Source organism: Enterococcus columbae DSM 7374 = ATCC 51263 (assembly GCF_000406925.1).
In the GTDB taxonomy this organism is placed as follows: Bacteria; Bacillota; Bacilli; order Lactobacillales; family Enterococcaceae; genus Enterococcus_E; species Enterococcus_E columbae.
Window position 1 is genome coordinate 12,069 of record NZ_KE136347.1, and the last position, 26,110, is coordinate 38,178.

Below are 26,110 nucleotides of genomic sequence, written 5' to 3' on the forward strand. Positions count from 1 at the left end.
AGGATGAAAAGATTGAACTATAGCGAAATTATGGTGCGATATGGTGAGCTATCGACAAAAGGGAAAAATCGCAAGGGCTTCATCATGCAACTGGCACAGAATGTTCGTAGTACTCTACAAGAATTTCCAATGATTAAGATTAAGGCAGATCGTGACCGAATGCATTTACTTTTAAATGGGGCCGATAGTCAAGCGGTCATTGAAAAATTGCAAAAAGTCTTCGGGATTCAAAATTTTTCACCAAGTATTCGAGTGCCTAAAGAGATTCCGGCGTTAATTGACGCGGTTCAAATGATGATGAAGGAAATTTATACAGGAGTAGAAAGCTTCAAGATTACTGCCAAGCGAAGTGATCATGATTTTGTCCAAACAAGCGAGGAATTGAATCTAACCTTGGGCAATGCGGTTATTGATCTTTTTCCAGATATTAAGGTGCAAATGAAACGTCCAGATATTAACTTGCGTGTCGAAATTCGTTTGGATGCGGCCTATCTGTCTTATGAAACTATTCAAGGTGCAGGTGGGTTACCAGTAGGAACAAGTGGTCGTGGAATGTTGATGTTATCAGGTGGTATTGATTCTCCAGTGGCGGGATATTTTGCGATGAAGCGTGGAGTTGAAATCGAAGCGGTTCACTTTGCTTCACCCCCTTATACCAGTGAACAGGCTTTACAAAAAGCCAAGGATTTAACCGCTAAGCTAGCCCCTTATGTTGGTAGCATCCAATTTATTGAAGTACCTTTTACCGAGGTACAAGAAGAAATTAAAAAGGTTGTTCCACAAGGCTACTGGATGACGATTACCCGCCGAATGATGCTGCGTTTAACTGATGCGATTTGTCAATTACGCAATGGATTGATTATTTTAAATGGGGAATCCTTAGGTCAGGTAGCTTCACAAACATTACAAAGCATGGTCGCAATTAACGAGGTGACAAATCGTCCAGTGGTTCGCCCAGTCGCAACCATGGATAAGCTAGAAATCATTGAAGTGGCGCAACAAATTGATACCTTTGAATTAGCGATTCAACCCTTTGAGGATTGCTGTACGATTTTTGCTCCACCACAACCTAAGACTCGGCCAAAATTAGAAAAAGTTTATTTATATGAAGAACGTCTAGATATTGAGGGTATGATGCAACGAGCTTTAGCCAATTTGAAGATTTCAACAATTACTGCAAGTTCACTTTCACAAAATACCGAAGAATTTGAAGATTTATTATAAAATTTAAACTGAATTGTTACTAGATTTTAAGCTAGTACAATTCAGTTTTTTTAATCAATAAAACACTTACATTAAAAATAAAAAAAGAACAATCGATTGATTGCATTTTGTGAAAATAAATGTTAAACTCAAAATGTGAAAAGATGAACAAAAATTAAGGAGGATTTTCGCTTGTTGAAGGAAACGAAGAAGCATTTGCCTAAAGCAACAGCCAAACGCTTACCGGTATATTTGCGCTATTTAAAAATGCTTCAGGATTCAAATGTATTGAGAATTAAATCAAAAGATTTTGCACAAATTACCCAAATTCCATCGGCTACGATTCGCCGAGATTTTTCTTACTTAGGTGAGCTTGGTCGTAGTGGCTATGGTTATGATGTGCCTTATTTAATTGAGGTTTTTAGTAACTTACTAGATACTGAAGAGGAAAAACGGATTGCTTTAATCGGTTTTGGTAATTTGGGTAAGGCATTAGCGAACAATAATTTTCGTCGTAACGCCAATCTAAATATTGTTTCTGTATTTGATAATAATCCAGCGATGATAAACCAAGAAATCGATGGTTTTATCGTTCATGATTTAGCTGAATTTAAACAAATCGTAGCTAATGAAGGGATTAGCGTGGCTATTTCCACCGTGCCGAGTAAGTATTCCCAAGAGGTGGTAGATATCATCGTTGAAGCAGGTATTACAGCTATCTTAAGCTTTGCGCCTGACAGAGTAAAGGTACCAAAAGGGGTGACCGTTCAGTATATTGATTTAACGACTGAGTTACAAACACTGATTTATTTTGATCAAGAGTATAAAAAAGTATTATAAGCTCACATTCTAAATGACCTTATCTTAGAAGGGCAATTATTTGTGTAAATGTTATTTGCGTGTTAGACTAAGAGTACCTAATCAACTTTTCATAAAGGTGGAGTGAATAATGGAAATTACTAAACGAAATGAGCATTATCAGTTGTATAAGGAACCATTAGCAGTAGGACAGTTGGCTAAACCTTTTCATTTAAAGGATTTGAAAGAACAAGTCCATCGTTTAGGTGATTTTTTAGACAAGCCGACATTAATTAGTATTGTACCGGATATTAATACATCGGTTTGTTCGATACAAACACGCGCTTTTAATGAACGCTTAAGTCAAAATAAGCAAATCCATTTTGTAACGATTTCTAATAATACTTTAGCGCAGCAACAACACTGGTGTGCTGCAGAAGGCTTAGATTTAGTTATGTTACATGATCCAGAAAATACCTTTGGAAAAGATTATGGCGTATATATTCCTGATTTAAATATTTATGCACGCGCTATTTTTGTTTTGGATACTGAAGGAAACATTTGCTATGAAGAAATTGTCCCTGAATTAACGCATGAGCCTGACTACGAACAAGCAATCGCTGCTTTAGATGCGTTACAATAATTGAATTGACTTTGATATACCTTCATTGTAAAATGAAAGAGACGTTGAGCAAGAGGAGTAATGACGTTTATTGATTTTTAGAGAGAAAACCCTAGGCTGTAAGGTTTTTAATCAAGCGTTATGAAGGTAGCTTGTGAGTCTTAATCTTGAAAGCTTTAGTAAGGATTAACGAGTCGTGATCGTTATCTCACGCTTAAGAGGTAGCAATGGCTGCAATTTAGGTGGTACCGCGTAATTTACGTCCTAAAGTAAGAAAGATACTCTTTCTTACTTTAGGACTTTTTTATTCTAAGGATGTAAATGAACTTGCTTAGATACGAGAAAATTCGAGTATTACCCTCCGAAATGAAAAGCAATATAAAGGCCAAAGATTTTCAATTCGGAGGGGCGAATTTTCCGAGTATCTAGTTCATTTACACAGATTCCAAGGATGTGATGCGACTGGTTAGCCACGAACAGATCAGTTTTTAGGCTAACTGTTCGCTTAACTTGTAGCCTTTTATCAATGGATGCTAAGGACATAAACGAAAACAAGATTATAGGAGGAAAATAATGGCAGAAAATACCCTATCAAGCAAGTATAATCCACAAGAAGTGGAAGCTGGCCGTTATAATGAATGGCTAGAAAAAGATTTATTTAAACCAAGTGGTGATAAAAAAGCAAAACCTTATTCAATCGTGATTCCACCACCAAATGTAACCGGAAAACTCCATTTAGGTCATGCCTGGGATACAACCTTACAAGATATGATTATTCGTCAAAAACGCATGCAAGGTTATGATACTTTATGGTTACCAGGAATGGACCATGCAGGCATTGCGACTCAAGCCAAAGTAGAAGCTAAACTGCAAGAACAAGGAATTTCCCGCTATGATTTAGGGCGTGAAAAATTTGTCGAGCAGGTTTGGGATTGGAAAGAAGAATATGCGACTCATATCCGTGAACAATGGGGCAAATTAGGTCTTTCTGTGGATTATTCTCGCGAGCGTTTTACCCTAGATGAAGGGCTATCAAAGGCGGTTCGTAAAGTCTTTGTTTCTTTATACGAAAAAGGTCTGATTTATCGTGGAGAATATATTATTAACTGGGATCCTAAAGCGAGAACTGCTCTTTCAGATATTGAGGTAATTCATAAGGATGTAGAAGGTGCTTTTTATCACATGACTTATGAACTAGCTGATGGCTCAGGGACGCTTGAGATTGCTACTACACGTCCGGAAACAATGTTAGGGGATACCGCAGTAGCTGTGCATCCAGAAGACGAACGTTACCAACATTTAATTGGTAAAAAAGTGATTTTACCGATTGTGAATAAAGAAATTCCAGTTGTTGCTGATACTTATGTGGATATGGAATTTGGAACAGGGGTAGTAAAAATTACGCCTGCGCATGATCCTAATGACTTTGAGGTGGGCAATCGTCATGACTTACCACGTGTAAATGTCATGAATGACGATGGTACGATGAATGAATTAGCTGGCAAATATGCTGGCATGGATCGTTTTGAAGCACGTAAAGCCATCGTTAAAGAATTGGAAGAATTAGGTCGTTTGGTGAAAATTGAAAAGATGACGCACAGTGTCGGTCATTCTGAACGGACCGGTGTCGTGGTGGAACCTCGTCTTTCAACACAATGGTTTGTGAAGATGGCGCCTTTAGCCAAACGTGCAATCGAAAATCAAGAGACTGAAGATGCGGTTGAATTTTATCCACCACGCTTTAATCAAACCTTCTTGCGTTGGATGGAAAATGTACATGACTGGGTGATTTCACGTCAATTATGGTGGGGACATCAAATTCCCGCTTGGTATCATAAAGAAACTGGTGAAATGTATGTCGGTATGCAAGAGCCAGCTGATAGCGAAAACTGGGTACAAGATCCAGATGTACTAGATACTTGGTTTAGCTCTGCTTTATGGCCATTTTCAACAATGGGTTGGCCAGAGGTGGAAAGTGAAGACTTTAAACGTTACTTCCCAACCAATACGCTAGTTACTGGTTATGATATTATCTTCTTCTGGGTTAGTCGAATGATTTTCCAAAGCTTAGAATTTACAGACAGTCGTCCATTTAAGAATGTTTTAATTCACGGCTTGATTCGTGATGAACAAGGCCGTAAAATGAGTAAATCATTAGGTAACGGGATTGATCCGATGGAAGTGATCGAAAAATATGGGGCAGATGCTTTACGTTGGTTCTTATCTAATGGTTCAGCCCCTGGACAAGATGTGCGTTTTAGTTACGAAAAGATGGATGCTGCTTGGAACTTTATCAATAAAATTTGGAATGCTTCTCGCTTTGTTTTAATGAATGTAGAAGGCATGACGGCCGATGAATTACATTTAGAAGGCCCTAAGAGTGTGGCAGATCGCTGGATTTTAACTCGCCTAAATGAAACGATTGAAAAAGTGACGCATCTATTTGATCGCTTTGAATTTGGGGAAGCTGGTCGCAATCTTTATAACTTTATTTGGGATGATTTCTGTGATTGGTATATTGAAATGAGTAAAGAAACACTATACGGCGATAATCCAGAAGCAAAACGGATGAATCAAGCAGTTTTAGTTTATGTTTTGGATCATATCGTTCGTTTATTACATCCAATTATGCCATTTGTAACAGAAGAAATTTTCTCTAAATTACCAACGACAACAGGCTCTATCGTTGTAGCTAGCTATCCAGAGGTAAATGAATTTAGTGATGAATCTGCTGCTGAAGGCATGGAAATTCTAAAAGAAGTGATTCGTGCGGTTCGTAACATTCGTGCGGAAGTGAATACACCTTTATCAAAAGCAGTTACATTATTGATTCAAGCCAATGATGAAAAAGTACAAGCTTTCCTAACTGCAAATCAAAACTACATTATGCGTTTTTGTAATCCAGAAGAGTTGGTTATTGCAACTGACCTTGCAGTGCCGGATATGGCGATGTCACAAGTGATTACTGGGGCAACGATTTATCTGCCATTAGCGAATTTAATCAATCTAGAAGAAGAAATTGCTCGTCTGGAAAAAGAATTAGTTAAATTAGATGGTGAAGTGAAACGAGTGCAAGGAAAACTTGCCAATGAACGTTTTGTCAGCAAAGCGCCACAAGCAGTTGTTGAACAAGAGCGTGCGAAAGAAGCGGACTATCTTGAAAAACAACAAGCTGTTTCAGAGCGAATTGCACAATTAAAGGCATTACAAAATTAATATTCATAAAGAGGTGCATGCTTTAGTAAAGAAAAACAACTGACCTATCGTCAAGCCGTTTTATCTTGCTTAAGCATGCTTTTTTGAGGTGATATGATGGTTTTAACAGAAAATGAAGCGATTGAATGGATTCACAGCCGACTAAAATTTGGTTCTAGACCAGGACTTGAGCGAGTTCAGGCGATTTTAGCGGCGTTAGATCATCCTGAAAATAAAATTCCAACGATTCATATTGCTGGCACCAATGGTAAGGGGTCGACGGTTAGTTATCTAAAAAGCTTTTTAATGGAGCTTGGCTTAACTGTAGGTACATTCACTTCGCCTTATATTGAATCTTTTAATGAGCGAATGATGATTAATGGTCAGCCAATACCTGCTGAAAAATTAGTTTCTCTTACGCAAAAAGTACAAGCAATTGTTGAAAAGCTTGATAATAATGAACATCTAGCTGGTGCAACTGAGTTTGAAATCATTACTGCGATGGGCTTTCTTTATTTTTATGAAGAACAGGTGGATATTGCTGTTATAGAAGTTGGGCTAGGGGGCCTATTAGATTGTACCAATGTGATTACGCCGATTTTGACTGGGATTACAACGATTGGTCTAGATCATCAAGATATATTAGGTGAAAGCTTAGCAGAAATTGCTTTTCAAAAGGCAGGCATTATCAAGCGTAAAGTACCTTTAGTGACTGGTGTCATTGATGAAGAAAGCTTGGTTGTTATTAATCAGATAGCCAAAGAAAAACAGGCGACAGTATGGCATTATGGCACGGATTATCAGGCAACTTATTTACATCGCAAGCAGCCCTGGGGTGAGTGTTTTGATTATCAAGATGAAGAGGGAATGATTAAGAATTTAGTCACCCCGTTATTAGGTCACCATCAAGTAGAAAATGCAGCGATGGCGATTCGTTTATTTAAAGTCTACTGTCAGCTTAAAAAAATTCCCTTCCAAAATAAATGGTTGATTCAAGGATTAGCCAAAACTTTTTGGCCAGCTAGAATGGAAAAAATCAGTGATCAACCACTGATTATTTTAGATGGTGCCCATAATCTACCGGCGATGCATCGCTTGGTTGAAAACCTACAAGATTTCAAGGATTATCATAAATACATTCTTTTTTCAGCCTTGCAGACAAAAGATGTATTTGGCATGTTAGATACTTTATTGGCGCTACCTAATACGGAAATTATCGTTTCGTCCTTTGAGCATCCTAAATCTATTACGATGACCGAACAAATTGAACAGTATGCACCGGAGAAGCTTTCGGTAGTTTCCTTATGGCAATTTGGTCTAGCTGAAATTTTAGAAAACATGCAAGAACAAGATATGCTGTTAATCACCGGGTCTTTATACTTTGTTTCTCAAGTCCGTCAATTATTATTAAATGAAATAGAAAATCAGGAAGAAGGCGTCTAAATGAAAAAAAATTATCAAGCAGTAATATTTGATATGGATGGACTGCTTTTTGAGACTGAAATGTTGTATTATGAAGCAAATCTAAAAGCAGCACAGGATTTTGGGATGCCTTATGATTTTTCCACCTATCAACAATATATTGGCATTTCTGATGAAGAGATGTTTCAAGGCTATCATCAAACCTTTGATGCCACTTTTGGTCAAGAGACAGTTGATCAAATGATTGCCCGTAGCTACGTCTATATCAAGGAACGTTTTCGTGAGGGAAGGGTTGAGTTAAAACCTGGTGCCAAAGATTTACTGGTTCGATTAAAGCAGTTAAATATTAAAACAGCGCTAGCTTCTAGTAATACTCGCTATTTTATCGATCTTTTATTAGAAAAAGCCGAAATTGCTGCTTATTTTGATGTCGTCGTATCAGCAGAAGATGTTCGCTTGGCTAAGCCAGATCCAGAGATTTTCGAGTTAGCTGTTGAACGTTTAGCAATCCCTAAAAATCAAGCTCTAGTATTAGAAGATTCAAAAAACGGTGTCTTAGCGGCTAATGCAGCTGGAATAGATGTTATCATGATTCCAGACTTAATTGCACCTAGTGAGGAATTACGAACTAAGGCTATAGCGGTCTATCCTTCATTAGTGGATATTGGTGAATATTTTACTGATTAATAAAAAGAAAATAGGATGAGCGTATTTTAAAGACGTTCATCTTATTTTTTTCGTATATAAAGAATAGAAGGGAGTGATTTGATGTCGGTAAGAGGAATTATTCCAGCTAGCTCGATGCCACGAGAGCGATTGTTAAGCTACGGTGTGCAAGCCTTATCAGACCAGGAATTGTTAGCTATTTTACTGCGAACAGGTACTAAAGAGATTAATGTCTTGGAGCTAGCTGGATATGTTTTAAATATTTTTCCCAATCTTTATGAGTTAAAATCTGCAAACCTTGCTGAATTATGTAGTATTCATGGAATCGGTGAAACGAAGGTGATTGCCTTGCATATTCTGTGAGGAATATGTACTCCACGTTAATTGCTTTGACCCCCTAAAGCCAATTCACCCAAACAGTGATTGGAAACGATGAGCTGAGCGGTACGAAAGTAGAAAAAACGAATTGGATGGCATATGAAAAAGTGGATCTTTTTCTAAGTGCTTTAATCAAATGGGTATTTAGCAGGGACTGCCCTAAGTAGGTTGGCTTGACCTATAAGGGAAACCTTCAACGACTATCTCCTAGTGGGAGAGTAAAGCCGTAAGCGAATGACGGAAGAAAAATGTGGCACTTACGTATGGACGTAAGTTGAAGAAATAGTCTCAACTCTTATGAAAGTAAGAGAAGCTTATTTTTAGGCTGCATCTATGTTGCGAATAGATGTCAAGAACTGCAATTCAACTACAAGCAGCAATGGAATTTGGTTTGCGGATACAAAAAGCATCACAACCAAAACTGGGGCGGATTTCAACCAGTTTTCAAGTAGCCCAACAATTAATTGAAGAATGGAAGGATGCCCCACAAGAGCATTTGATTTGTTTATATCTCAATACGAAAAACGAGATTATTCAAAAACGAATCTTGTTTGTTGGTTCTTTGGATCAGTCAATTGCGCATCCACGAGAAATTTTTAGAGAAGCGGTTCGCTGCAGTGCGGCAAGGATTATTATTAGTCATAATCATCCGAGTGGGAATCCTGAGCCTTCTGAAAATGACCGGCGCTTTACGCTGCGCTTAATTAAATGTGGTGAATTAGTTGGGATTGAAGTATTAGATCATTTAATTATTGGTCAAAGCAGCTATGTTAGCTTGAGAGAGCGCGGACTGTGGCAGCAAAGATAAAATAGAGGTATTTCTAACTACTTAAATAGTAGTAGAAATACCTCTCATTTTTCATTCTTTATCAGGTGTCATAATCATGGATAAAATCATTGGTTTACGACGTGTTTTTTCGTAAAGGTACGGTTCGATTGCTGCCGCTAAACATTCACGTAAGCGATGCTCAGAAACATCTGGTTGTTGTAAAGCATCCAGTAAGGTACGCTGTAAAATGCCTTGCGCTTCATTAATCATTTCACCAGACTCACGCATATAGATAAAACCTCTAGATAAAATATCCGGTCCAGCTAATAATTCGCGTTTTTCTAAGTCTACCGTTACCACTACTAAGACCAAACCTTCTTCAGAAAGAATTTGGCGATCACGTAAAACGACGTTACCAATATCACCAATACCACTGCCATCGACATAAACATCGCCTGCATGGAATCGACCAGCTAAACGTGCACTATCATGGGTAAGGGCTAGCATATCACCGTTTTCCATGATAAAGCAGTTTTCTTTAGGAATGCCTGTATCTTGTGCTAGTTGTGTATGAATTTTTAGCATTCTAAACTCACCATGAACTGGCATAAAGAATTTAGGTTTCATTAAACGGAGCATTAGCTTTTGCTCTTCTTGGCCACCATGACCGGAAGTATGAATATTATTTAATTTACCATGAATGACATTCGCACCAGCTTCTAGCAGTAAGTTAATCAACTGATTCACACTGGTTGTATTACCCGGAATCGGTGAGCTAGAGAAGATGACCGTATCATCAGGATGAATTTGAATTTGGCGATGCGTCCCATTGGCGATACGACTTAAGGCTGCCATCGGTTCGCCTTGTGAACCGGTACATAAAATCATCGTTTCGTTAGCCGGTAGTCGATGTAGTTCGCTGGCTTCAACAAAAGTACCTTTAGGAACCTTAATATAGCCTAACTTCTGACCGTTCACAATGGCATTTTCCATACTACGACCAAATACAGCGATTTTTCGACCAGTAGCAACTGCGGCATCGGCTGCTTGCTGTAAACGGAAAATATTTGAGGCGAAGCTCGCAAAAATAATGCGTCCATCAATTTTTTCAACAATTTTGATGATGGATTCGCCAATGGTTTGTTCAGATTTAGTGAAGGTAGGAATTTCAGCATTGGTACTATCAGATAGTAAGCATAGCACTCCTTCTTCACCGATTTTTGCCATTTTGTGTAGGTTTGCTGGCTCACCAACTGGCGTAAAGTCAAACTTAAAGTCACCAGTTGCGACAATATTACCAGAAGGTGTTTTAACAACAACCCCTAAAGCATCAGGAATACTGTGTGTTGTTCTAAAGAAACTAACGGAGGTCTTTCTAAAGCGAATGATTGTGTCTTCGTTAATTTCATTTAAAGTAGCATCTCGTAACAAACCATGCTCTTCTAGTTTATTGGTAATCAAAGCTAAGGCTAAAGGACCAGCATAAATGGGAATATTTGCCTGTCTAAGTAGGTAAGGAATGCCACCGATATGGTCTTCGTGTCCATGAGTAATAATCAAACCTTTGACCTTTTGAAGATTTTGCACGATATAGCTGTAATCAGAAATCACATAGTCAATTCCAAGTAATTCATCTTCGGGGAATTTAATTCCGGCATCAATAAGAATGATTTCATCTTGGAATTGCACCCCATAACAGTTTTTTCCGATTTCACCTAAACCGCCAATCGCAAAAACACCGGTTTCGTTGTTTTTTAGACTGACCTTCATCTTAAAACTCCGCTAACTTAAAGTCGGCATTTTCTTGCTCATAGGCTAGATGATTGCCTTCAAGTAATTGGATATATTCAATATTATATGGGGTATTGTCTTCGATTAATTGACGCGCAGTTACTTCGCTATCTGCTTCGATGTAAAGTGATTTGGTTTGTTCACGTTTTGGATTACGCTCTTTTGTTGCTTGATAAAAAACTTTGTAAATCATAAAAAAATTCTCCTTTATCTTTTTGCCAAAGGGCAGGTATTTATTTTGTCCGCAAGAAATAAATAGGTTCTTTTTTTAGCAACGGGGCTAGAAAAAAAGAGAAAGTCTCGTATTTACTTTCCGATTTACCTCTTACCATAAAACTTAAATTGGACGCATTACACTAATAGTCATTTTAACATATAAATAGGAATAAGTATAGAAAACAAGTACAAATAAATACAGAATACAGCGGATAAATCGAGCCATCTAAATAGCTAGCACTCGAACATAATTAAAGAAAGATAAAATAAAAAAACGAATAGCTCCATTAATTGTCAATAGCTGCTGACGATTAATTTGAACTATCCGTCTATAGAATTTGATAATAATTATTTTAAGTTTTTACTGCTTACCATAATTTCATCGATTAAGCCATAAGCTTTAGCTTCTTCAGCTGACATAAAGTTGTCGCGATCTGTATCTTTTTCAATGACTTCAATTGGTTGACCAGTACGTTCAGATAAAATTTTATTTAATCGTTCACGTGTTTTTAAAATATGACGAGCAGCAATTTCGATTTCAGTGGCTTGACCTTGTGCACCACCTAAAGGTTGATGAATCATGATTTCAGCATTAGGTAGGGCAAAACGTTTTCCTTTCGCTCCAGCCGTTAATAAGAAACTACCCATTGAAGCGGCCATCCCCATGACAATTGTTTGGACATCAGCTTTGACAAAATTCATCGTGTCATAGATTGCTAAACCAGCAGTCACACTACCACCAGGTGAATTGATGTATAAGTAGATATCCTTTTCAGAATCTTGGGCATCTAAAAATAATAATTGAGAGATAATAGAATTTGCTAAATCATCAGTTACAGGACCACTTAACATAATAATTCGATCCTTTAATAGACGTGAATAGATGTCATAAGCACGTTCACCACGAGATGATTGTTCGATAACTGTAGGAATTAAATTCATTTCAGTTCCTCCTTTTAAAATAAACAGATAAATTACAAAGATATTTTAGCAAATATCTAATTAAATTGCTATGTTTAAGTATACGCTTAAGGTCAAAAAAGGTCAAACGGATTGCTTGTATTTTTGATGAAAAATTGAACAAAACCAGTTTAAAAGAAAGTCAAAAGGTAAATGAAGATTTGACCAAAAAGACATTTTTTCTTCGATGAAATTCTCAACCAAAAAAATACGCACTATGCTATAATGATAATTGATACTAATTATTGAATGCAAGAAAGGGGTTTAAGTTAGGAGTTTTCCTAGGATATAATGAAAATATTGGCATTAACAGAATTGATTTCAGGTTTTTTAGGGGTAATATTAGGTGCGCTAATCGTCATTATTACTAATGGATTACGCATTCGTTATGATGAGCGTAAACGAACACAAACACGACTTTTAGAGCATAAAGTTAGAGAAATCGAATTATTGGTTTTATTAAACAAGAAAATTCGCGAATTATTAGAAAAACGGATCGTGATGATGGATAAATATATTAGCTTTGATGCTTTTGATGATTGTTATATTACAATAGACGATTATGTTTACTTGCAATCTTTCGCTGCTCAAAATAGTTTTTATCTACCCAATCATTTATTAGAAGAATTTTTCAAAAAAATTGCGACGCGTAAAGTGGTGCTTTCACCAGAGGAGACTGTGTAATTTGGCGCCTATGCCTATAAGGGTGGGCGGATGGTTTTAGAGGAATTTTCTGATGAAATTACTGAACTAATCTATGAGCGTAAGATTCAGATGCGTCAATTAACGGATCGTCCGTTAGCTTATTTCTCAAAAGCATTGTAAAGGAAAGAGTTATGAAAAAAGTAATCGTCGTTGCTGGACCAACAGCGGTCGGCAAAACTGCCTTGAGTATTGAACTAGCTCAAAAATATAACGGTGAAGTGATTAATGGGGATTCGATGCAGGTTTATCGTGGGCTGGATATTGGTACGGCTAAAATTACCTCTGAGGAAAAACAAGGGGTACCTCATCATCTATTAGATATTCGTTCGGTAGATGAAGGCTTTTCGGTTGCAGATTTTAAGCAATTAGCTAGTGAATGTATCGATAATATTATTCATCGTGGGCATTTACCTATTATTGTAGGGGGAACAGGGTTATATTTGCAGGCACTTTTGGAAGATTTCCAACTTGGACAGGCTGATGAATCAGCAGAGCTTTCGGCTAAAATTCGACAGGAATATCAGCAGTATAGTCAAAAACATGGGAAAGAAGCACTGTGGCAATTATTAGCACAAACCGATTCATTAGCTGCTGAAAAAATTCATTTCAATAATGAACGAAAGGTGATTCGCGCCTTAGAGGTTTGGCAACTAACTAATCGCAGTATTTTTGATCCCGCAACCAAACCGCAAAAACGTTATGATGATTTTTCCATCGCTTTAACTTGTGCGCGTGAGGTATTATATGAACGCATAAATCAGCGAGTTTTATTAATGATTGAACAGGGGTTAGTTGAAGAAGCTAAATTTATTTTACAACAGCCAACCAGTCAAGCTGCCAAAGGGATTGGCTATAAAGAATTATTGCCCTATTATAAAGGTGAAAGTAGCTTAGATGAGGCGATTGCAACCATTCAGCAAAATTCAAGACGCTATGCGAAACGGCAATTAACCTGGTTTAGAAATCGAATGGCGATGCATTGGTACAATTTGTTACAGGAGCCAAAGCAAAAACAAGAACTATTTGTCGCAATTGATCAATGGCTTAACCAATAATGAAGAAAGGAGACAATCAATTAGCTCTTTAATTGATTGTTTAAAAAAGCATGAACGAAAAAGTAATCTTAGTTGGTGTGGAAACGGAAAGTAATTTTCGCTATTTTGAATCATCGATGGACGAATTACGTGGACTGACCAAAACGGCAGAGGGGGAAATCGTTTTTATCTTAAAGCAAAAACGACCACAAATTGATCGTCAAACCATTTTAGGTAAAGGAAAATTAGAAGAATTAAAACAGCTAGTGATTGCGCATGAAGCCAATTTAGTTATTTTCAACCATGAACTATCGCCGCGTCAAGGTCAAGTGTTAGCTGAAATCTTAGAAGTCAAGGTATTAGATCGCGTGCAATTGATTTTAGATATTTTCGCATTACGTGCACGCTCTAAAGAAGGTAAGCTTCAGGTTGAATTAGCGCAATTAGAATATTTATTGCCACGACTAGCTGGTCAAGGAAATCAACTATCTAGACTGGGTGGGGGGATTGGAACACGTGGTCCGGGTGAAACCAAGTTAGAAACGGATCGCCGTCACATTAGAAATAAAATTACCCAAATTAAGCGTGAGTTAAAAGAAGTAGCAGCCCATCGTTTACGTGCCCGAAAGCAAAGACAAGATAAGAATATATTTCAATTGGGCTTGATTGGCTACACAAATGCTGGTAAATCAACTATTTTAAATATCCTCACCAGTGCGCAAACCTATGAACAGGATCAATTATTCGCAACACTTGATCCTTTAACAAAAAAATGGCGCATGCCAGAAGGCTTTGAAGTAACAGTTACAGATACAGTCGGTTTTATTCAAGATCTACCCACTCAGTTAGTCGATGCCTTTGAATCCACCTTAGAAGAGAGTAAAGAAGTAGATATGTTATTACATGTTGTTGATGCACACGCACAAGATCGTTTGCAACATGAGCAAACTGTTGCGCAATTGATGCAACAACTAGCAATAGTGGATATTCCTATTTTGACCGTCTACAATAAATCAGACTTAATTGGTGAGGAACCATTTGTGCCAACGCTCTTTCCTAATGTTTGTATTTCAGCCAAAAGTAACAAAGGGAAGGAAGATTTGATTCGAGCAATTAAACAGCAATTAATGGAACAATTTGAACCTTATGTAACAACAATAAACGCTACTGATGCCAAACAACTATATGAAATCAAACGGCAAACCTTAGTGACCAGTATGGAATTTGATGAATTAAAACAAGTTTATCTTATTTCAGGTTTTGCGCCAGCTTATCATCAACTGGTGCGTATACAAATTGATGAAGAAGACTTAGACTAAATCAAATAAGTAGTAGACTATCAATCAAACTTTTAAGCGAATGGCTAAAGGTTTGATTGATTTTTTTATGAATAATAAAATTGGTATAGACGTTTAATGTTCGTGATGAGTTTATTTAATGCTAAATTCTCGGAAAAATATTTGGTGAATAAACCTTGATATCACTGGCTTTTTTAGCAGTTTACAAAAAAATATCTAATCTATGTTAGGTTTTCTTACATAAGCGCTTGACAGAAGAATACGAACTTGGTATATTATAAACAAGTTTTCAGAAAATACTAACAAAAGCGAGGGATAGCCATGAGCGAAAAAGAATTGCGAAGATCAATGTCAGTTTTTCCAATTGGAACGGTCATGAAGCTAACCGATTTAACTGCTAGACAGATTCGCTATTATGAAGAGCAAGACTTGATTAAGCCTGAACGTAGTGAGGGCAATCGTCGAATGTATTCGTTAAATGATATTGATGTCTTGTTAGAGATTAAAGATTATTTATCTGAAGGACTAAATATGGCTGGCATCAAGCGTGTCTATGAAATGCGTCAGGTTCAAAAGCAAGCCAAAAAAGAAAAGCAGCCGCTGACAGATAAGGATGTTAGAAGAATTTTTTATGACGAAATCATGTCGCAAAGCGGATTAAATCAACCCAATCCATATCAGCAAAAAGGTCGCATGATGTGATTGCTGTGGAAATAAAAAATGAGTAGAAAAATAAAGGCGGGATATTATGGCAAAAGAGAACTATACTGTAGAAGATATCAAACGAATTGCTAAAGAAGAAAATGTACGTTTCTTACGATTGATGTTTACTGACATTATGGGTACGATTAAAAATGTTGAGGTACCAGTTAGTCAGTTAAACAAAGTTTTGGAAAATAAAATGATGTTTGATGGTTCTTCAATTGAAGGCTTTGTGCGCATTGAAGAAAGTGATATGTATCTATATCCAGATTTATCAACATGGATGATTTTCCCTTGGGAGAGTGAACATGGCAAAGTTGCTCGTTTAATTTGTGATATTTACAATCCAGATGGTACACCTTTTGCAGGAGATCCTCGTGGTAATTTAAAACGTGCTTTAAAACATATGGAAGAAATGGGCTTCACTTCATTTAACTTAGGTCCAGAACCAGAATTCTTCCTATTTAAACTAAATGAAAAAGGCGAAATCACTTCTGATTTAAATGATAAAGGTGGCTATTTCGATTTTGCACCAACTGACCTTGGTGAAAATTGCCGTCGTGACATCGTATTAGAATTAGAAAGTCTTGGTTTTGAAGTGGAAGCTTCTCACCACGAAGTTGCCCCTGGTCAACATGAAATTGACTTTAAATATGCAAATGTAATCGAAGCGTGTGATAACATTCAAACATTCAAATTAGTCGTTAAAACAATTGCTAGAAAACATGGTTTACATGCGACATTCATGCCAAAACCATTATTTGGTATCAATGGTTCAGGTATGCATTGTAATATGTCTTTATTTAAAGGTGATGACAATGTGTTCTTTGATCCTGCTGGTCCATTACAATTAAGTGAAACTGCTTATCATTTCTTAGGTGGTTTAATGGAGCATGCTCGTGCATTTACTGCGGTATGTAACCCAACTGTGAACTCATACAAACGTTTAGTACCAGGTTATGAAGCGCCAGTATATGTTGCTTGGTCAGGTCGTAACCGTTCACCATTAATTCGTGTGCCTGAATCACGTGGTTTATCAACTCGTTTAGAATTACGTTCAGTTGACCCTGCTGCTAATCCATATTTAGCAATGGCTGTATTGCTTGAAGCTGGTTTAGATGGTATCAACCGTGGTTTAACACCACCACCAGCTGTGGATCGCAACATCTACATCATGAATGAAGAAGAACGTGCGGAAGCATTGATTAAAGATCTACCTTCAACCTTACACAATGCAATCAAAGAATTACGTACTGACCAAGTGATGATTGATGCATTAGGTCAACATATCTTCTCTAACTTTGTCGAAGCTAAACGTATGGAATGGGCTTCATTTAGACAAACTGTTTCTGAATGGGAAAGAGAACAATACTTAGAATTATACTAAGATAACGATAAACCGTTGGAGCGCAAGACTTCCAGCGGTTTATTTTTTGATTTTAGACATTTAGGGGGGCAAAAAGGGGGCAAAAATGCTAACTTTATCTAAAGAAAATTTTCTGTAAGTGGTTGACATCTTGAGCTTGACCTTGTAGTATATTGCTTGGGCACTCTTAAAATTTAAGAGTCAGATTCGTGTAGAAATAATTGCTCCCTATCCAATCTTTTTGATTAGGTAGGGAGCGTTCTTTTATTTCTGGAATCTTCCTGTAAAAAATGAAAAGGAGCAAATGCATTTATGACAAAATACATCTTTGTAACAGGTGGCGTTGTTTCCTCAATTGGTAAAGGAATCGTCGCTGCATCACTTGGAAGATTACTTAAAAACCGTGGATTAAAAGTAACAATTCAAAAATTCGATCCATATATCAATGTCGATCCTGGAACGATGAGTCCATATCAACATGGTGAGGTATTTGTAACTGACGATGGTGCAGAAACTGATTTGGACCTTGGACATTATGAGCGTTTTATCGATATTAATTTGAACAAATATTCTAATGTAACTACCGGGAAGATCTATTCAGAAGTTTTGCGCAAAGAACGTAAAGGGGAATATCTTGGGGCAACGGTACAGGTAATTCCACATATTACGAATGAAATTAAAGAAAAAATCATGCGTGCAGCAAGTCTTACTGATGCCGATGTGATTATTACCGAAGTTGGCGGAACGGTAGGAGATATTGAATCACTCCCATTTTTAGAAGCACTTCGTCAAATGAAAGCAGACGTCGGTTCAGATAATGTGATGTATATTCATACAACCCTTATTCCCTATCTAAAAGCTGCTGGCGAAATGAAAACTAAGCCAACCCAACACAGCGTAAAAGAATTACGAGGTTTAGGGATTCAGCCAAATATTTTAGTCGTTCGTACGGAACAACCGATTTCACAAGGTACTAAAAATAAATTAGCCCAATTCTGTGACGTAGCACCAGAAGCAGTCATTGAATCGCGCGATGTGGAAACACTTTATTCTATTCCGTTAAACCTACAAAAACAAGGAATGGATCAAATTGTTTGTGATCATTTGAAATTAGAGGCACCAGCAGCCGATATGACTGAGTGGAAAGCTTTAGAAAACCGCGTCTTGAATTTAAGCAAGAAAGTTAAAATTGCTTTAGTTGGTAAATATGTTGAGTTACCAGATGCTTATATCTCGGTTGTAGAGGCGTTGAAACATTCTGGTTTTGCTTTTGATGCAGACCTTGACTTAAAATGGGTAAAATCGCATGAATTGACACGTGAAAATGTGGCTGAATATTTAAGCGATGTTGATGGTATCTTAGTGCCAGGTGGTTTTGGTGATCGCGGGGTAGAAGGTAAGATTGAAGCGATTCGCTATGCACGTGAAAACGATATTCCATTCTTAGGGATTTGTTTAGGGATGCAAATGGCATGTGTTGAATTTGCTCGTAACGTAGTCGGCTTAGAAGATGCCCATACAGCTGAAAATCATCCAAATATTAAAAATAATATTATTGATTTAATGGCTGACCAAGAAAACGTGGAAAACTTAGGTGGGACTTTACGTCTTGGTTTATACCCATGTAAGTTGAAAAAAGGAACGAAAACAGCAGCAGCTTATGACAATCAAGAAGTTGTTCAAGAACGTCATCGTCACCGTTATGAATTTAACAATAAATATCGTGAAATGTTTGAAGAGCATGGGTTGGTCTTTTCAGGGGTATCGCCAGACAACCGTTTAGTCGAAATCGTTGAATTACCAGAGAAAAAATTCTTTGTCGGTTGTCAATTCCACCCAGAATTAATTTCTCGTCCAAATCGTCCACAACGTTTAATCAAAGCCTTTGTGGAAGCTGCTTTGGCAAATCAATAAGCGTAGTGAAGGTCTTTCCAAATGGGAAGACCTTTTTTGAAAGTTTAAATGGTTTTCTGAAATTTTTTCGCAACAGAAAATGATGATTTCTGCATTTTTTTGAAAAAAGTTTAAGGAATTCACTTCTTTTTGTAGAAATTTGTGATTTTTTTTGCTAAAATGAATACGTTGGTTAAGCAAGGCTTAACAAATAAAAGTTTTTCTAATACTTAGGAGGAATTAATTATGCCATTAGTATCAGGTACTGAAATTTTTAAGGCAGCTCGTCAAGGTGGATACGCTGTTGGTGCGTTCAACACAAATAACTTAGAATGGACTCAAGCTTTATTAGAAGCAGCTCAAGCTAAAAATGCACCAGTTTTAATCCAAACTTCTATGGGTGCTGCTAAATACATGGGTGGCTATAAAGTTGTTAAAAACTTAGTAGAAAACTTAATCGAATCAATGAACATCACTGTTCCTGTAGTATTACACTTAGACCATGGTACTTACGAAGCAGCTTTAGAATGTATCGAAGCTGGTTACACTTCAGTAATGTTCGATGGATCACACTTACCATTTGAAGAAAACTTAGAAAAAGCAAAAGACGTTGTTGCTAAAGCTCACGCTAAAGGCGTTTCTGTAGAATGTGAAGTTGGTTCAATCGGTGGTGAAGAAGATGGCGTTATCGGTGCTGGTGAATTAGCTGATATCGAAGAATGTAAACAAATCGTTGCTACTGGTATCGACTTCTTAGCTTGTGGTATTGGTAACATCCACGGTGTTTACCCAGAAAACTGGCAAGGATTAGCTTTCGATCACTTACAAGCAATTGCTGATGCTGTAGGTCATGATGTACCTTTAGTATTACACGGTGGTTCTGGTATTCCTCAAGAACAAATCGAAAAAGCAATCAAGATGGGTGTTTCAAAAGTTAATGTTAACACTGAATTCCAATTATCATTTGCTAAAGCTACTCGTGAATACATCGAAGCTGGTAAAGATTTAGAAGGTAAAGGCTTTGACCCTCGTAAATTATTAGCTCCTGGTAAAGCAGCTATCGTTAAAGATGCTGAAGAACACATTGACTGGTTCGGTTCAGCTAACAAAGCTTAATAAATTCCGTTTTTTAAAAAAAGACCTGTTTACGGCAGGTCTTTTTTCTTTATATTCATTAACGTACGTTTTCCTTTAATTATCCCACTCGTACAATTATTTCATTTGTTTTCCAACGATACATTTTTACTAAAACCATCTTTCAATTTGTTTACGATATTGTTCTAAATCATTAAAAACTGTTGTTTTACAAAAAACTCTTTTCTCAATTACTTTTTTCTTCCATTATAGTATGATAAAATGATTTGGATGATGCTATTATCATGAAAAAGATATTTAAGGTGAATATATATGAAAAAGATTGTCATTAATGGAAATCGTCCATTAAAAGGAGAGGTAACAATTTCTGGAGCTAAAAATAGTGCGGTTGCTTTAATTCCAGCAGCTATTTTAGCCGACTCTCCAGTTATTTTAGAAGGTGTACCTGATATTCAAGATGTCCATTCTTTGATGGAAATCCTTGAAATTATGGGTGTGAAAGTAAAATTTGAAAATAATCAATTAGAAATTGATCCAACCAATATTGTTTCTATTCCTATGCCAAGTGGAAAAATTAATAGCTTGCGCGCTTCTTATTACTTTATGGGCGCTTTATTAGGTAAGTTTGGTGAAGGCGTAGTGGGATTACCAGGTGGTTGTAATTTAGGGCCAAGACCAATTGACTTACATATCAAAGGCTTTGAAGCTCTAGGGGCTACGGTAAGTAATGAACGTGGTGCCATGTATTTACGAACAGATGAAAAAGGCTTAGTTGGCGATCGAATTTATATGGATATGGTTTCAATCGGGGCAACGATTAATGTGATGCTAGCAGCTGTTAAAGCTAAAGGTAAAACAATTATTGAAAATGCTGCGCGCGAGCCAGAAATTATTGATGTCGCAACTTTATTGAATAATATGGGTGCCAAAATTCGCGGTGCTGGTACCAATGAAATTCGTATTGAAGGCGTTGAACAATTACATGGTTGCAGACATATGATTATCCCAGATCGAATTGAAGCCGGCACCTACTTATCGATTGCAGCTGCTGTCGGTCAAGGGATGACAGTAAGAAATGTGATTTATGAACATCTAGAGAGTTTTATTGCTAAGCTAGAAGAAATGGGGGTACGCTTAGATATTTCTGAAGATAGTATCTACGTACATCCTGTTGAGAAATTAAAGGCAATTAGTTTAAAGACTTTTCCATATCCTGGTTTTGCGACTGATTTACAACAGCCAATCGCCCCGCTGTTGTTAAAAGCAGAGGGCGTATCAGAGATTGTGGATACGATTTATCCTAAACGTATTAATCATATTCCAGAATTGGCTCGGATGGGTGCGAATGCTAAAGTAGAAGGCAATTATATGTATTTAGCTAAAACTGATCGAATGATTGGGACGGATGTGGCTGCATCTGATTTACGTGCGGGGGCCTGCTTAGTGGTAGCTGGTCTAATGGCAGAAGGAACAACAAAAATCTCTAAAATAGAAAATATTTTAAGAGGGTATGATCATATTATCGAAAAATTAACCGCACTAGGTGCAGACATTCATATGATAGAGGAGTAAATATGAGCGATTATTTAACAATGGCGGAATTAGAGAATAAAACGCTAAAAGAAATTTATACCTACGCGAAAGAATTCAAAATTCCGTATTACAGCCAAATGAATAAAAAAGAACTTTCTTTAGCTGTAATCAGAGCACAAGCAGAAAAACAAGGCTTCTTTTATATGGAAGGAATTCTAGATATTGTTAGTCAGGAGGGATTTGGCTTTTTACGCCCAATCAATTATGGACCTAGCGCTGAGGATATCTATATTTCTTCATCACAAATTAGACGTTTTGGACTAAGAAATGGTGATAAGGTGGCAGGAAAAGCACGCCCACCAAAAGAAAATGAACGCTATTATGGTTTGATGCATGTGGAAAGTGTCAATGGTAAAGATCCTGAAGAAGCCAAGGAACGTCCACACTTTCCAGCCTTAACGCCACTTTATCCAAATCGACCATTAAAATTGTCTACGCAACCAAATGTCTTAACTACACGGATGATTGATTTATTTTCACCGGTCGGTTTTGGGCAACGTGGTTTGATTGTAGCGCCACCTAAAGCAGGGAAAACAACCATTTTAAAGGAAATTGCTAACGGTATTACTGCAAATCACCCAGAAGTTGAGCTAATCGTTTTGTTAATTGATGAACGACCAGAGGAAGTAACAGATTTAGAGCGTAGTGTTAAAGGGGATGTTGTCTCTTCTACCTTTGATTTACAACCAAGTAACCATACACGAGTAGCTGAATTAGTCTTAGAACGAGCCATGCGTTTAGTCGAAGATAAACGTGATGTGGTTATCTTGATGGATAGTATTACTCGTCTGGCTAGAGCCTATAATTTAGTGGTACCGCCTAGTGGTAGAACGCTTAGTGGAGGGATTGATCCGGCTGCGCTCTTTAAGCCTAAGAAGTTCTTTGGTGCTGCTCGTAATATTGAAGAAGGTGGCAGCTTGACCATTTTAGCTACTGCTTTAGTTGATACGGGTAGTCGCATGGATGATGTCATTTATGAAGAATTTAAGGGTACTGGTAATATGGAGTTACAACTTTCTCGTTCGCTAGCTGAAAGACGTATCTTCCCAGCAATCGATATGAAGAAATCAAGTACGCGTAAAGAAGAATTGTTAATGACTGAAGAGCAATTAGAAGAGACCTGGCGTTTACGCAACAATATGACAGGAGATTCTTTAGAGTATACTGATCAATTTATCAAGATTCTACGTAAGACGAAAACGAACGAAGAGTTTATTCAGGTGTTTCAAGAGGTTTCCTTTGGTGGAGAAGAAAAAACGCCGCGAGTCCCACGTCGTTTAAATAAACGAACCACCTAATCAGTCCAATATTAATCAGACATTTAGTCGAGAGGGTTCTCTGTCTAGATGTCTTTTTTTATTAAAAAGAATTTATAATAAAAAAAGCATCTCGATAAACGAGATGCCTTTTAGTAAGCCAATAACTAATGATAAAATTAGTTTGAAAAACCGTATTTTTTGTTGAAACGGTCCACACGTCCGTCGGCTTGAGTGAATTTTTGACGACCTGTGTAGAATGGGTGTGAGTCAGAAGTTACTTCGACACGGATCAGTGGATAAGTATTGCCATCTTCCCATTCAACTGTTTCGTTAGAAGTTTTAGTTGAACCTGATAAAAATTTGAATCCTGTTGTAGAATCCATAAATACTACTGGATGATAATCTGGATGAATATTTGCTTTCATGTTTTTCTCTCCTTTGCCCTGGTCCATTTGCTGCACCAGAGTTAATATATGTTGAATACAACAAATTGATTCTATCATATGGAAATTTGAGTGTCAATAAAATAGATAAATATTCTATGATGAATAATTTTTTATCAATCTATAAATAAAATGATTATCATTCTCAATTAAATGTGCTATAATTTAAAAAAATGAAAGAGAAGGTGATTGCGTGGAGTATGTAATTGGCAAGGTAGACATGACTTTTGAGACTTTTTATCAAAGTGATTGTTCAGCTGAAGTATTAGCGGATTTAAAATTAGCTACTATATTTGAACCAATTTTAAAACGCCAGTCCACCAGAAATCCACGTCTTCAAAAGCAATTAAATAATCATTATTGTATAAAACAGGTGCCGGTGTATATGGATTTGGCTGATTATTTAGTCATTAAGGATCAAGTAAATCATCCTTTGTATCCTCTCGTTCAAGAGTGGCAGGATATAAAAAGCGTTCGTGCTGATGAGGTGGATGCGTGTAAGTATAAGCGTCTGTTAGCTGATGGTAGTTATGGAAAAAGAGAGTACCTTGGTAAAAAACGCCCTAAACCAGTCCCTTTTCCGTTAAAAATATTGGCCGATTACTATCAATTCATGCATTATAGCTATGCTGCGGAAATAGGCTTTGTAAGTAATCAGGTCAATAGCTATGAAGCTTTTGATCAATTATATGGTCGACATATTTATAGTGTGATAGCTCGGATAAATAATCAAGCCATTCCTTTGCTTTGGCCAGATTATCTTTATCATGTACCGGAGAATCACTTAGAGCTCGGTTTTTTAAAAACAGAAGAAAATTTACGCTATCAGCTGTTGAATCAATGGCAAGCAGGTGACCAATTGAAGATCGAAATTTGGGCAGATGGTTTTGCGGATGTTTGTCTAGTAACCGAATTAAAAGCGAATTTAGGACAGCCGATTACAGCAGCAATCGAGGAAGAAGGCATATTATTCCGTTTACCAAAAGCACTAGCTGAAGTGATTTATCCATCAAAAGATAAAGGAATTTGGTTTGTTGAAGATAGCTGGCAGCCTTTACCTGGCAAATGGTTAGATGAACAAACTTGGTTAGTAGCTAACGAGTCTCTTGGTGATTTACCACGTTATCAAGTAAAGTGGACACATCCGTTATATGGTACTTATTTAACTGTGGTTAGCATAAAATAAATAATTTTTGAGGTGATACATATGTTTATTGTAACGAATACCATTCAAGTGAAGTCGGCATTTTTACCTAAAATGATTGCCCAATTTCAATCTAGTCATACGAATGAGAAAATGAAAGATGTACCGGGGTTCATTGGCTTTGAATTAATGCAAAGAGCAGTAGATGATTCGACGAGTGAGTTAGTCGTGTTAAGTCGCTGGCAAACAGAGGAGGATCAGAAAAATTGGACGAAAAGTCAATCCTTTGCTGACCTGCATCCTAAAAAGGGTGAGGCTAAAAGTGCCAATAGTCCAGTATTGGGGAATACGGTTGCACGTTTTACCACTGTTTAGTATAAAAAGATAAAAAAGAAAATAGCCGTATGTTGACAATTGCAACATATGGCTATTTTAGTCATTCAATCTAGATGAATTATTCGTCCATCCCGATGAAATAATCCTCATCTTGCATTGCTTCAACCGTACCTAGTAAATAACCATTTCCCACTTGTGAAAAGAAATCGTGATTGCTTGTGCCAGTTGAGATCCCATTCATCACAATCGGATTGACGTCATTTGCGGTATCTGGGAAAAGGGGATCTTGTCCTAGATTCATTAGGGCTTTATTCGCATTATATCGTAAGAAGGTTTTGACTTCTTCGGTCCAACCAAGGGCATCATATAATTCTTCCGTATAACGCTCTTCATTTTCGTATAATTCGTATAATAAATCATACATCCAATCGCGTAATTTTTGTTGTTCCTCTTCGGTTAATTCATTAAAGCCTAATTGAAACTTATAACCAATATAAGTGCCGTGGACAGATTCGTCACGAATAATTAATTTAATAATTTCAGCAACATTGGCTAATTTATTATTACCTAGATAATAAAGTGGAGTGTAAAAACCAGAATAGAATAGGAAAGTTTCTAAAAAGACACTCGCTACTTTTTTCTCAAGTGCACTTCCGTTTTTATAAATTTCATTAATTCTTTCGGCTTTTTTTTGTAAATAAGGATTGGTATTGGTCCATTCAAAGATTTCTTCAATTTCAGCCTTAGTATTTAATGTACTAAAAATAGAAGAGTAGCTTTTAGCATGAACGGATTCCATAAATTGAATATTATTTAAAACAGCTTCTTCATGCGGCGTGCGTACGTCCTTGCGCAATTGCTCCATGCCACTTTCTGATTGCACCGTATCTAGCAAGGTTAAGCCACCGAAAACATGGCCGACTGTTTGTTTTTCTAATTCAGAAAGACCACGCCAATCATCTAAATCATTAGAAAGTGGAATTCGAGTATCTAACCAAAATTGTTCAGTTAGCTTTTCCCAAGTAGATTTATCGATAATATCTTCAATTTCATTCCAGTTTATTGCCGCATAGTAGGTTTCAGCCATAATAACTCTCCTTTTATCCATTGTTCTTGTTTTATTATAAGCAAAAATGGCTAGTATAGGAAGTAAACTAGCTTAAAATAATTGGTAGATTTCTTCAATTGAAAAAATCTACCAATAAGTCATGAATGATTGTAT

The 26,110-nt window shown here is 37.0% G+C and carries 22 protein-coding genes, 2 pseudogenes and 1 other annotated feature; of the genes and pseudogenes, 19 read left to right on the forward strand and 5 right to left on the reverse strand.

Features of this window, described 5'->3' with window-relative positions:
- The first annotated feature begins 12 nt into the window (after positions 1–12).
- The 8 genes and pseudogenes from thiI to radC all read left to right on the forward strand — a co-directional run.
- Complete coding sequence (gene thiI / locus RK02_RS00065) at positions 13–1,224, forward strand: tRNA uracil 4-sulfurtransferase ThiI (protein ID WP_026231353.1); 1,212 nt, start codon at positions 13–15, stop codon at positions 1,222–1,224.
- Between the two features lie 171 nt (positions 1,225–1,395).
- Entirely contained in the window at positions 1,396–2,043 is a 648-nt protein-coding gene (locus RK02_RS00070) for a redox-sensing transcriptional repressor Rex (protein WP_016182186.1), read from the forward strand.
- Between the two features lie 109 nt (positions 2,044–2,152).
- On the forward strand, positions 2,153–2,644 hold the full coding sequence (gene tpx, locus RK02_RS00075) for a thiol peroxidase (RefSeq protein ID WP_016182187.1): 492 nt from the start codon (positions 2,153–2,155) through the stop codon (positions 2,642–2,644).
- A gap of 35 nt (positions 2,645–2,679) precedes the next feature.
- Positions 2,680–2,893: a binding site (T-box leader), on the forward strand.
- Between the two features lie 300 nt (positions 2,894–3,193).
- The gene (locus RK02_RS00080) at positions 3,194–5,839 is read left to right on the forward strand and encodes a valine--tRNA ligase (RefSeq protein WP_211211263.1); all 2,646 of its coding nucleotides are present in this window, start codon (positions 3,194–3,196) and stop codon (positions 5,837–5,839) included.
- A 96-nt stretch (positions 5,840–5,935) separates the two neighbouring features.
- On the forward strand, positions 5,936–7,261 hold the full coding sequence (locus RK02_RS00085; protein WP_016182189.1) for a bifunctional folylpolyglutamate synthase/dihydrofolate synthase: 1,326 nt from the start codon (positions 5,936–5,938) through the stop codon (positions 7,259–7,261).
- Positions 7,262–7,927: an HAD family hydrolase gene (locus RK02_RS00090; protein ID WP_016182190.1), complete on the forward strand. Its 666-nt coding sequence runs from the start codon at positions 7,262–7,264 to the stop codon at positions 7,925–7,927. It begins immediately after the preceding gene.
- An 81-nt stretch (positions 7,928–8,008) separates the two neighbouring features.
- Positions 8,009–8,269 carry a UPF0758 domain-containing protein gene (locus tag RK02_RS00095; RefSeq protein ID WP_016182191.1) on the forward strand — a complete coding sequence of 87 codons (261 nt, stop codon included), beginning with the start codon at positions 8,009–8,011 and terminating at the stop codon, positions 8,267–8,269.
- A gap of 373 nt (positions 8,270–8,642) precedes the next feature.
- Positions 8,643–9,092, forward strand: a pseudogene (gene radC / locus RK02_RS00100) (RadC family protein); the annotation flags it as partial.
- A 51-nt stretch (positions 9,093–9,143) separates the two neighbouring features.
- Here the strand turns inward: radC and rnjA are convergent.
- From rnjA to clpP, 3 genes are all read right to left on the reverse strand, one after another.
- A complete protein-coding gene (gene rnjA / locus RK02_RS00105; protein WP_016182193.1) occupies positions 9,144–10,823 on the reverse strand; it encodes a ribonuclease J1 in 1,680 nt (559 codons plus the stop codon).
- A 1-nt stretch (position 10,824) separates the two neighbouring features.
- Positions 10,825–11,037 carry a DNA-directed RNA polymerase subunit epsilon gene (locus RK02_RS00110; protein WP_016182194.1) on the reverse strand — a complete coding sequence of 71 codons (213 nt, stop codon included), beginning with the start codon at positions 11,035–11,037 and terminating at the stop codon, positions 10,825–10,827.
- Positions 11,038–11,408: 371 nt separating this feature from the next.
- The gene (gene clpP / locus RK02_RS00115; RefSeq protein ID WP_016182195.1) at positions 11,409–12,002 is read right to left on the reverse strand and encodes an ATP-dependent Clp endopeptidase proteolytic subunit ClpP; all 594 of its coding nucleotides are present in this window, start codon (positions 12,000–12,002) and stop codon (positions 11,409–11,411) included.
- A 309-nt stretch (positions 12,003–12,311) separates the two neighbouring features.
- Here clpP and RK02_RS00120 point away from each other — a divergent pair.
- The 9 genes and pseudogenes from RK02_RS00120 (at position 12,312) to rho (ending at position 23,004) form a co-directional block, all read left to right on the forward strand.
- A pseudogene (locus RK02_RS00120) lies at positions 12,312–12,845 on the forward strand (hypothetical protein).
- 11 nt (positions 12,846–12,856) lie between these two features.
- Complete coding sequence (gene miaA, locus RK02_RS00125; RefSeq protein ID WP_016182197.1) at positions 12,857–13,780, forward strand: tRNA (adenosine(37)-N6)-dimethylallyltransferase MiaA; 924 nt, start codon at positions 12,857–12,859, stop codon at positions 13,778–13,780.
- Positions 13,781–13,830: 50 nt separating this feature from the next.
- Positions 13,831–15,078, forward strand: a complete 1,248-nt coding sequence (gene hflX, locus RK02_RS00130) for a GTPase HflX (protein ID WP_016182198.1) — start codon at positions 13,831–13,833, stop codon at positions 15,076–15,078.
- A 300-nt stretch (positions 15,079–15,378) separates the two neighbouring features.
- The gene (locus RK02_RS00135; protein WP_016182199.1) at positions 15,379–15,759 is read left to right on the forward strand and encodes a MerR family transcriptional regulator; all 381 of its coding nucleotides are present in this window, start codon (positions 15,379–15,381) and stop codon (positions 15,757–15,759) included.
- Between the two features lie 46 nt (positions 15,760–15,805).
- Positions 15,806–17,146: a type I glutamate--ammonia ligase gene (glnA, locus tag RK02_RS00140; RefSeq protein ID WP_016182200.1), complete on the forward strand. Its 1,341-nt coding sequence runs from the start codon at positions 15,806–15,808 to the stop codon at positions 17,144–17,146.
- A gap of 291 nt (positions 17,147–17,437) precedes the next feature.
- A complete protein-coding gene (pyrG, locus tag RK02_RS00145; RefSeq protein WP_016182201.1) occupies positions 17,438–19,039 on the forward strand; it encodes a CTP synthase in 1,602 nt (533 codons plus the stop codon).
- Between the two features lie 225 nt (positions 19,040–19,264).
- Positions 19,265–20,134 (forward strand): class II fructose-bisphosphate aldolase, encoded by an 870-nt coding sequence (locus RK02_RS00150; RefSeq protein WP_016182202.1) that lies wholly within the window; start codon positions 19,265–19,267, stop codon positions 20,132–20,134.
- Positions 20,135–20,425: 291 nt separating this feature from the next.
- A complete protein-coding gene (gene murA, locus RK02_RS00155) occupies positions 20,426–21,685 on the forward strand; it encodes a UDP-N-acetylglucosamine 1-carboxyvinyltransferase (RefSeq protein WP_016182203.1) in 1,260 nt (419 codons plus the stop codon).
- A gap of 2 nt (positions 21,686–21,687) precedes the next feature.
- A complete protein-coding gene (gene rho / locus RK02_RS00160) occupies positions 21,688–23,004 on the forward strand; it encodes a transcription termination factor Rho (RefSeq protein ID WP_016182204.1) in 1,317 nt (438 codons plus the stop codon).
- Positions 23,005–23,141: 137 nt separating this feature from the next.
- Here the strand turns inward: rho and RK02_RS00165 are convergent, their stop codons facing one another.
- Positions 23,142–23,390 (reverse strand): type B 50S ribosomal protein L31, encoded by a 249-nt coding sequence (locus tag RK02_RS00165; RefSeq protein WP_016182205.1) that lies wholly within the window; start codon positions 23,388–23,390, stop codon positions 23,142–23,144.
- A gap of 211 nt (positions 23,391–23,601) precedes the next feature.
- Here RK02_RS00165 and RK02_RS00170 point away from each other — a divergent pair, with 211 nt between their 5' ends.
- The gene (locus tag RK02_RS00170) at positions 23,602–24,594 is read left to right on the forward strand and encodes a hypothetical protein (protein WP_016182206.1); all 993 of its coding nucleotides are present in this window, start codon (positions 23,602–23,604) and stop codon (positions 24,592–24,594) included.
- Between the two features lie 21 nt (positions 24,595–24,615).
- Positions 24,616–24,927, forward strand: coding sequence for an antibiotic biosynthesis monooxygenase (locus RK02_RS00175; protein ID WP_016182207.1), 312 nt, complete (start codon positions 24,616–24,618; stop codon positions 24,925–24,927).
- Positions 24,928–25,006: 79 nt separating this feature from the next.
- Here RK02_RS00175 and nrdF read toward each other — a convergent pair whose 3' ends face one another.
- Positions 25,007–25,975 (reverse strand): class 1b ribonucleoside-diphosphate reductase subunit beta, encoded by a 969-nt coding sequence (gene nrdF / locus RK02_RS00180; protein WP_016182208.1) that lies wholly within the window; start codon positions 25,973–25,975, stop codon positions 25,007–25,009.
- Positions 25,976–26,110: the final 135 nt, after the last annotated feature.

Bases quoted from the DNA above. Each gene is read 5' to 3' on its own strand.
- tpx (WP_016182187.1), top strand. From the start codon at position 2,153: ATGGAAATTACTAAACGAAATGAGCATTATCAGTTGTATAAGGAACCA.
- RK02_RS00085 (WP_016182189.1), top strand. From the start codon at position 5,936: ATGGTTTTAACAGAAAATGAAGCGATTGAATGGATTCACAGCCGACTA.
- RK02_RS00090 (WP_016182190.1), top strand. From the start codon at position 7,262: ATGAAAAAAAATTATCAAGCAGTAATATTTGATATGGATGGACTGCTT.
- RK02_RS00095 (WP_016182191.1), top strand. From the start codon at position 8,009: ATGTCGGTAAGAGGAATTATTCCAGCTAGCTCGATGCCACGAGAGCGA.
- rnjA (WP_016182193.1), bottom strand. From the start codon at position 10,823: ATGAAGGTCAGTCTAAAAAACAACGAAACCGGTGTTTTTGCGATTGGC.
- RK02_RS00110 (WP_016182194.1), bottom strand. From the start codon at position 11,037: ATGATTTACAAAGTTTTTTATCAAGCAACAAAAGAGCGTAATCCAAAA.
- clpP (WP_016182195.1), bottom strand. From the start codon at position 12,002: ATGAATTTAATTCCTACAGTTATCGAACAATCATCTCGTGGTGAACGT.
- miaA (WP_016182197.1), top strand. From the start codon at position 12,857: ATGAAAAAAGTAATCGTCGTTGCTGGACCAACAGCGGTCGGCAAAACT.
- hflX (WP_016182198.1), top strand. From the start codon at position 13,831: ATGAACGAAAAAGTAATCTTAGTTGGTGTGGAAACGGAAAGTAATTTT.
- RK02_RS00135 (WP_016182199.1), top strand. From the start codon at position 15,379: ATGAGCGAAAAAGAATTGCGAAGATCAATGTCAGTTTTTCCAATTGGA.
- glnA (WP_016182200.1), top strand. From the start codon at position 15,806: ATGGCAAAAGAGAACTATACTGTAGAAGATATCAAACGAATTGCTAAA.
- pyrG (WP_016182201.1), top strand. From the start codon at position 17,438: ATGACAAAATACATCTTTGTAACAGGTGGCGTTGTTTCCTCAATTGGT.
- RK02_RS00150 (WP_016182202.1), top strand. From the start codon at position 19,265: ATGCCATTAGTATCAGGTACTGAAATTTTTAAGGCAGCTCGTCAAGGT.
- murA (WP_016182203.1), top strand. From the start codon at position 20,426: ATGAAAAAGATTGTCATTAATGGAAATCGTCCATTAAAAGGAGAGGTA.
- rho (WP_016182204.1), top strand. From the start codon at position 21,688: ATGAGCGATTATTTAACAATGGCGGAATTAGAGAATAAAACGCTAAAA.
- RK02_RS00165 (WP_016182205.1), bottom strand. From the start codon at position 23,390: ATGAAAGCAAATATTCATCCAGATTATCATCCAGTAGTATTTATGGAT.
- RK02_RS00175 (WP_016182207.1), top strand. From the start codon at position 24,616: ATGTTTATTGTAACGAATACCATTCAAGTGAAGTCGGCATTTTTACCT.
- nrdF (WP_016182208.1), bottom strand. From the start codon at position 25,975: ATGGCTGAAACCTACTATGCGGCAATAAACTGGAATGAAATTGAAGAT.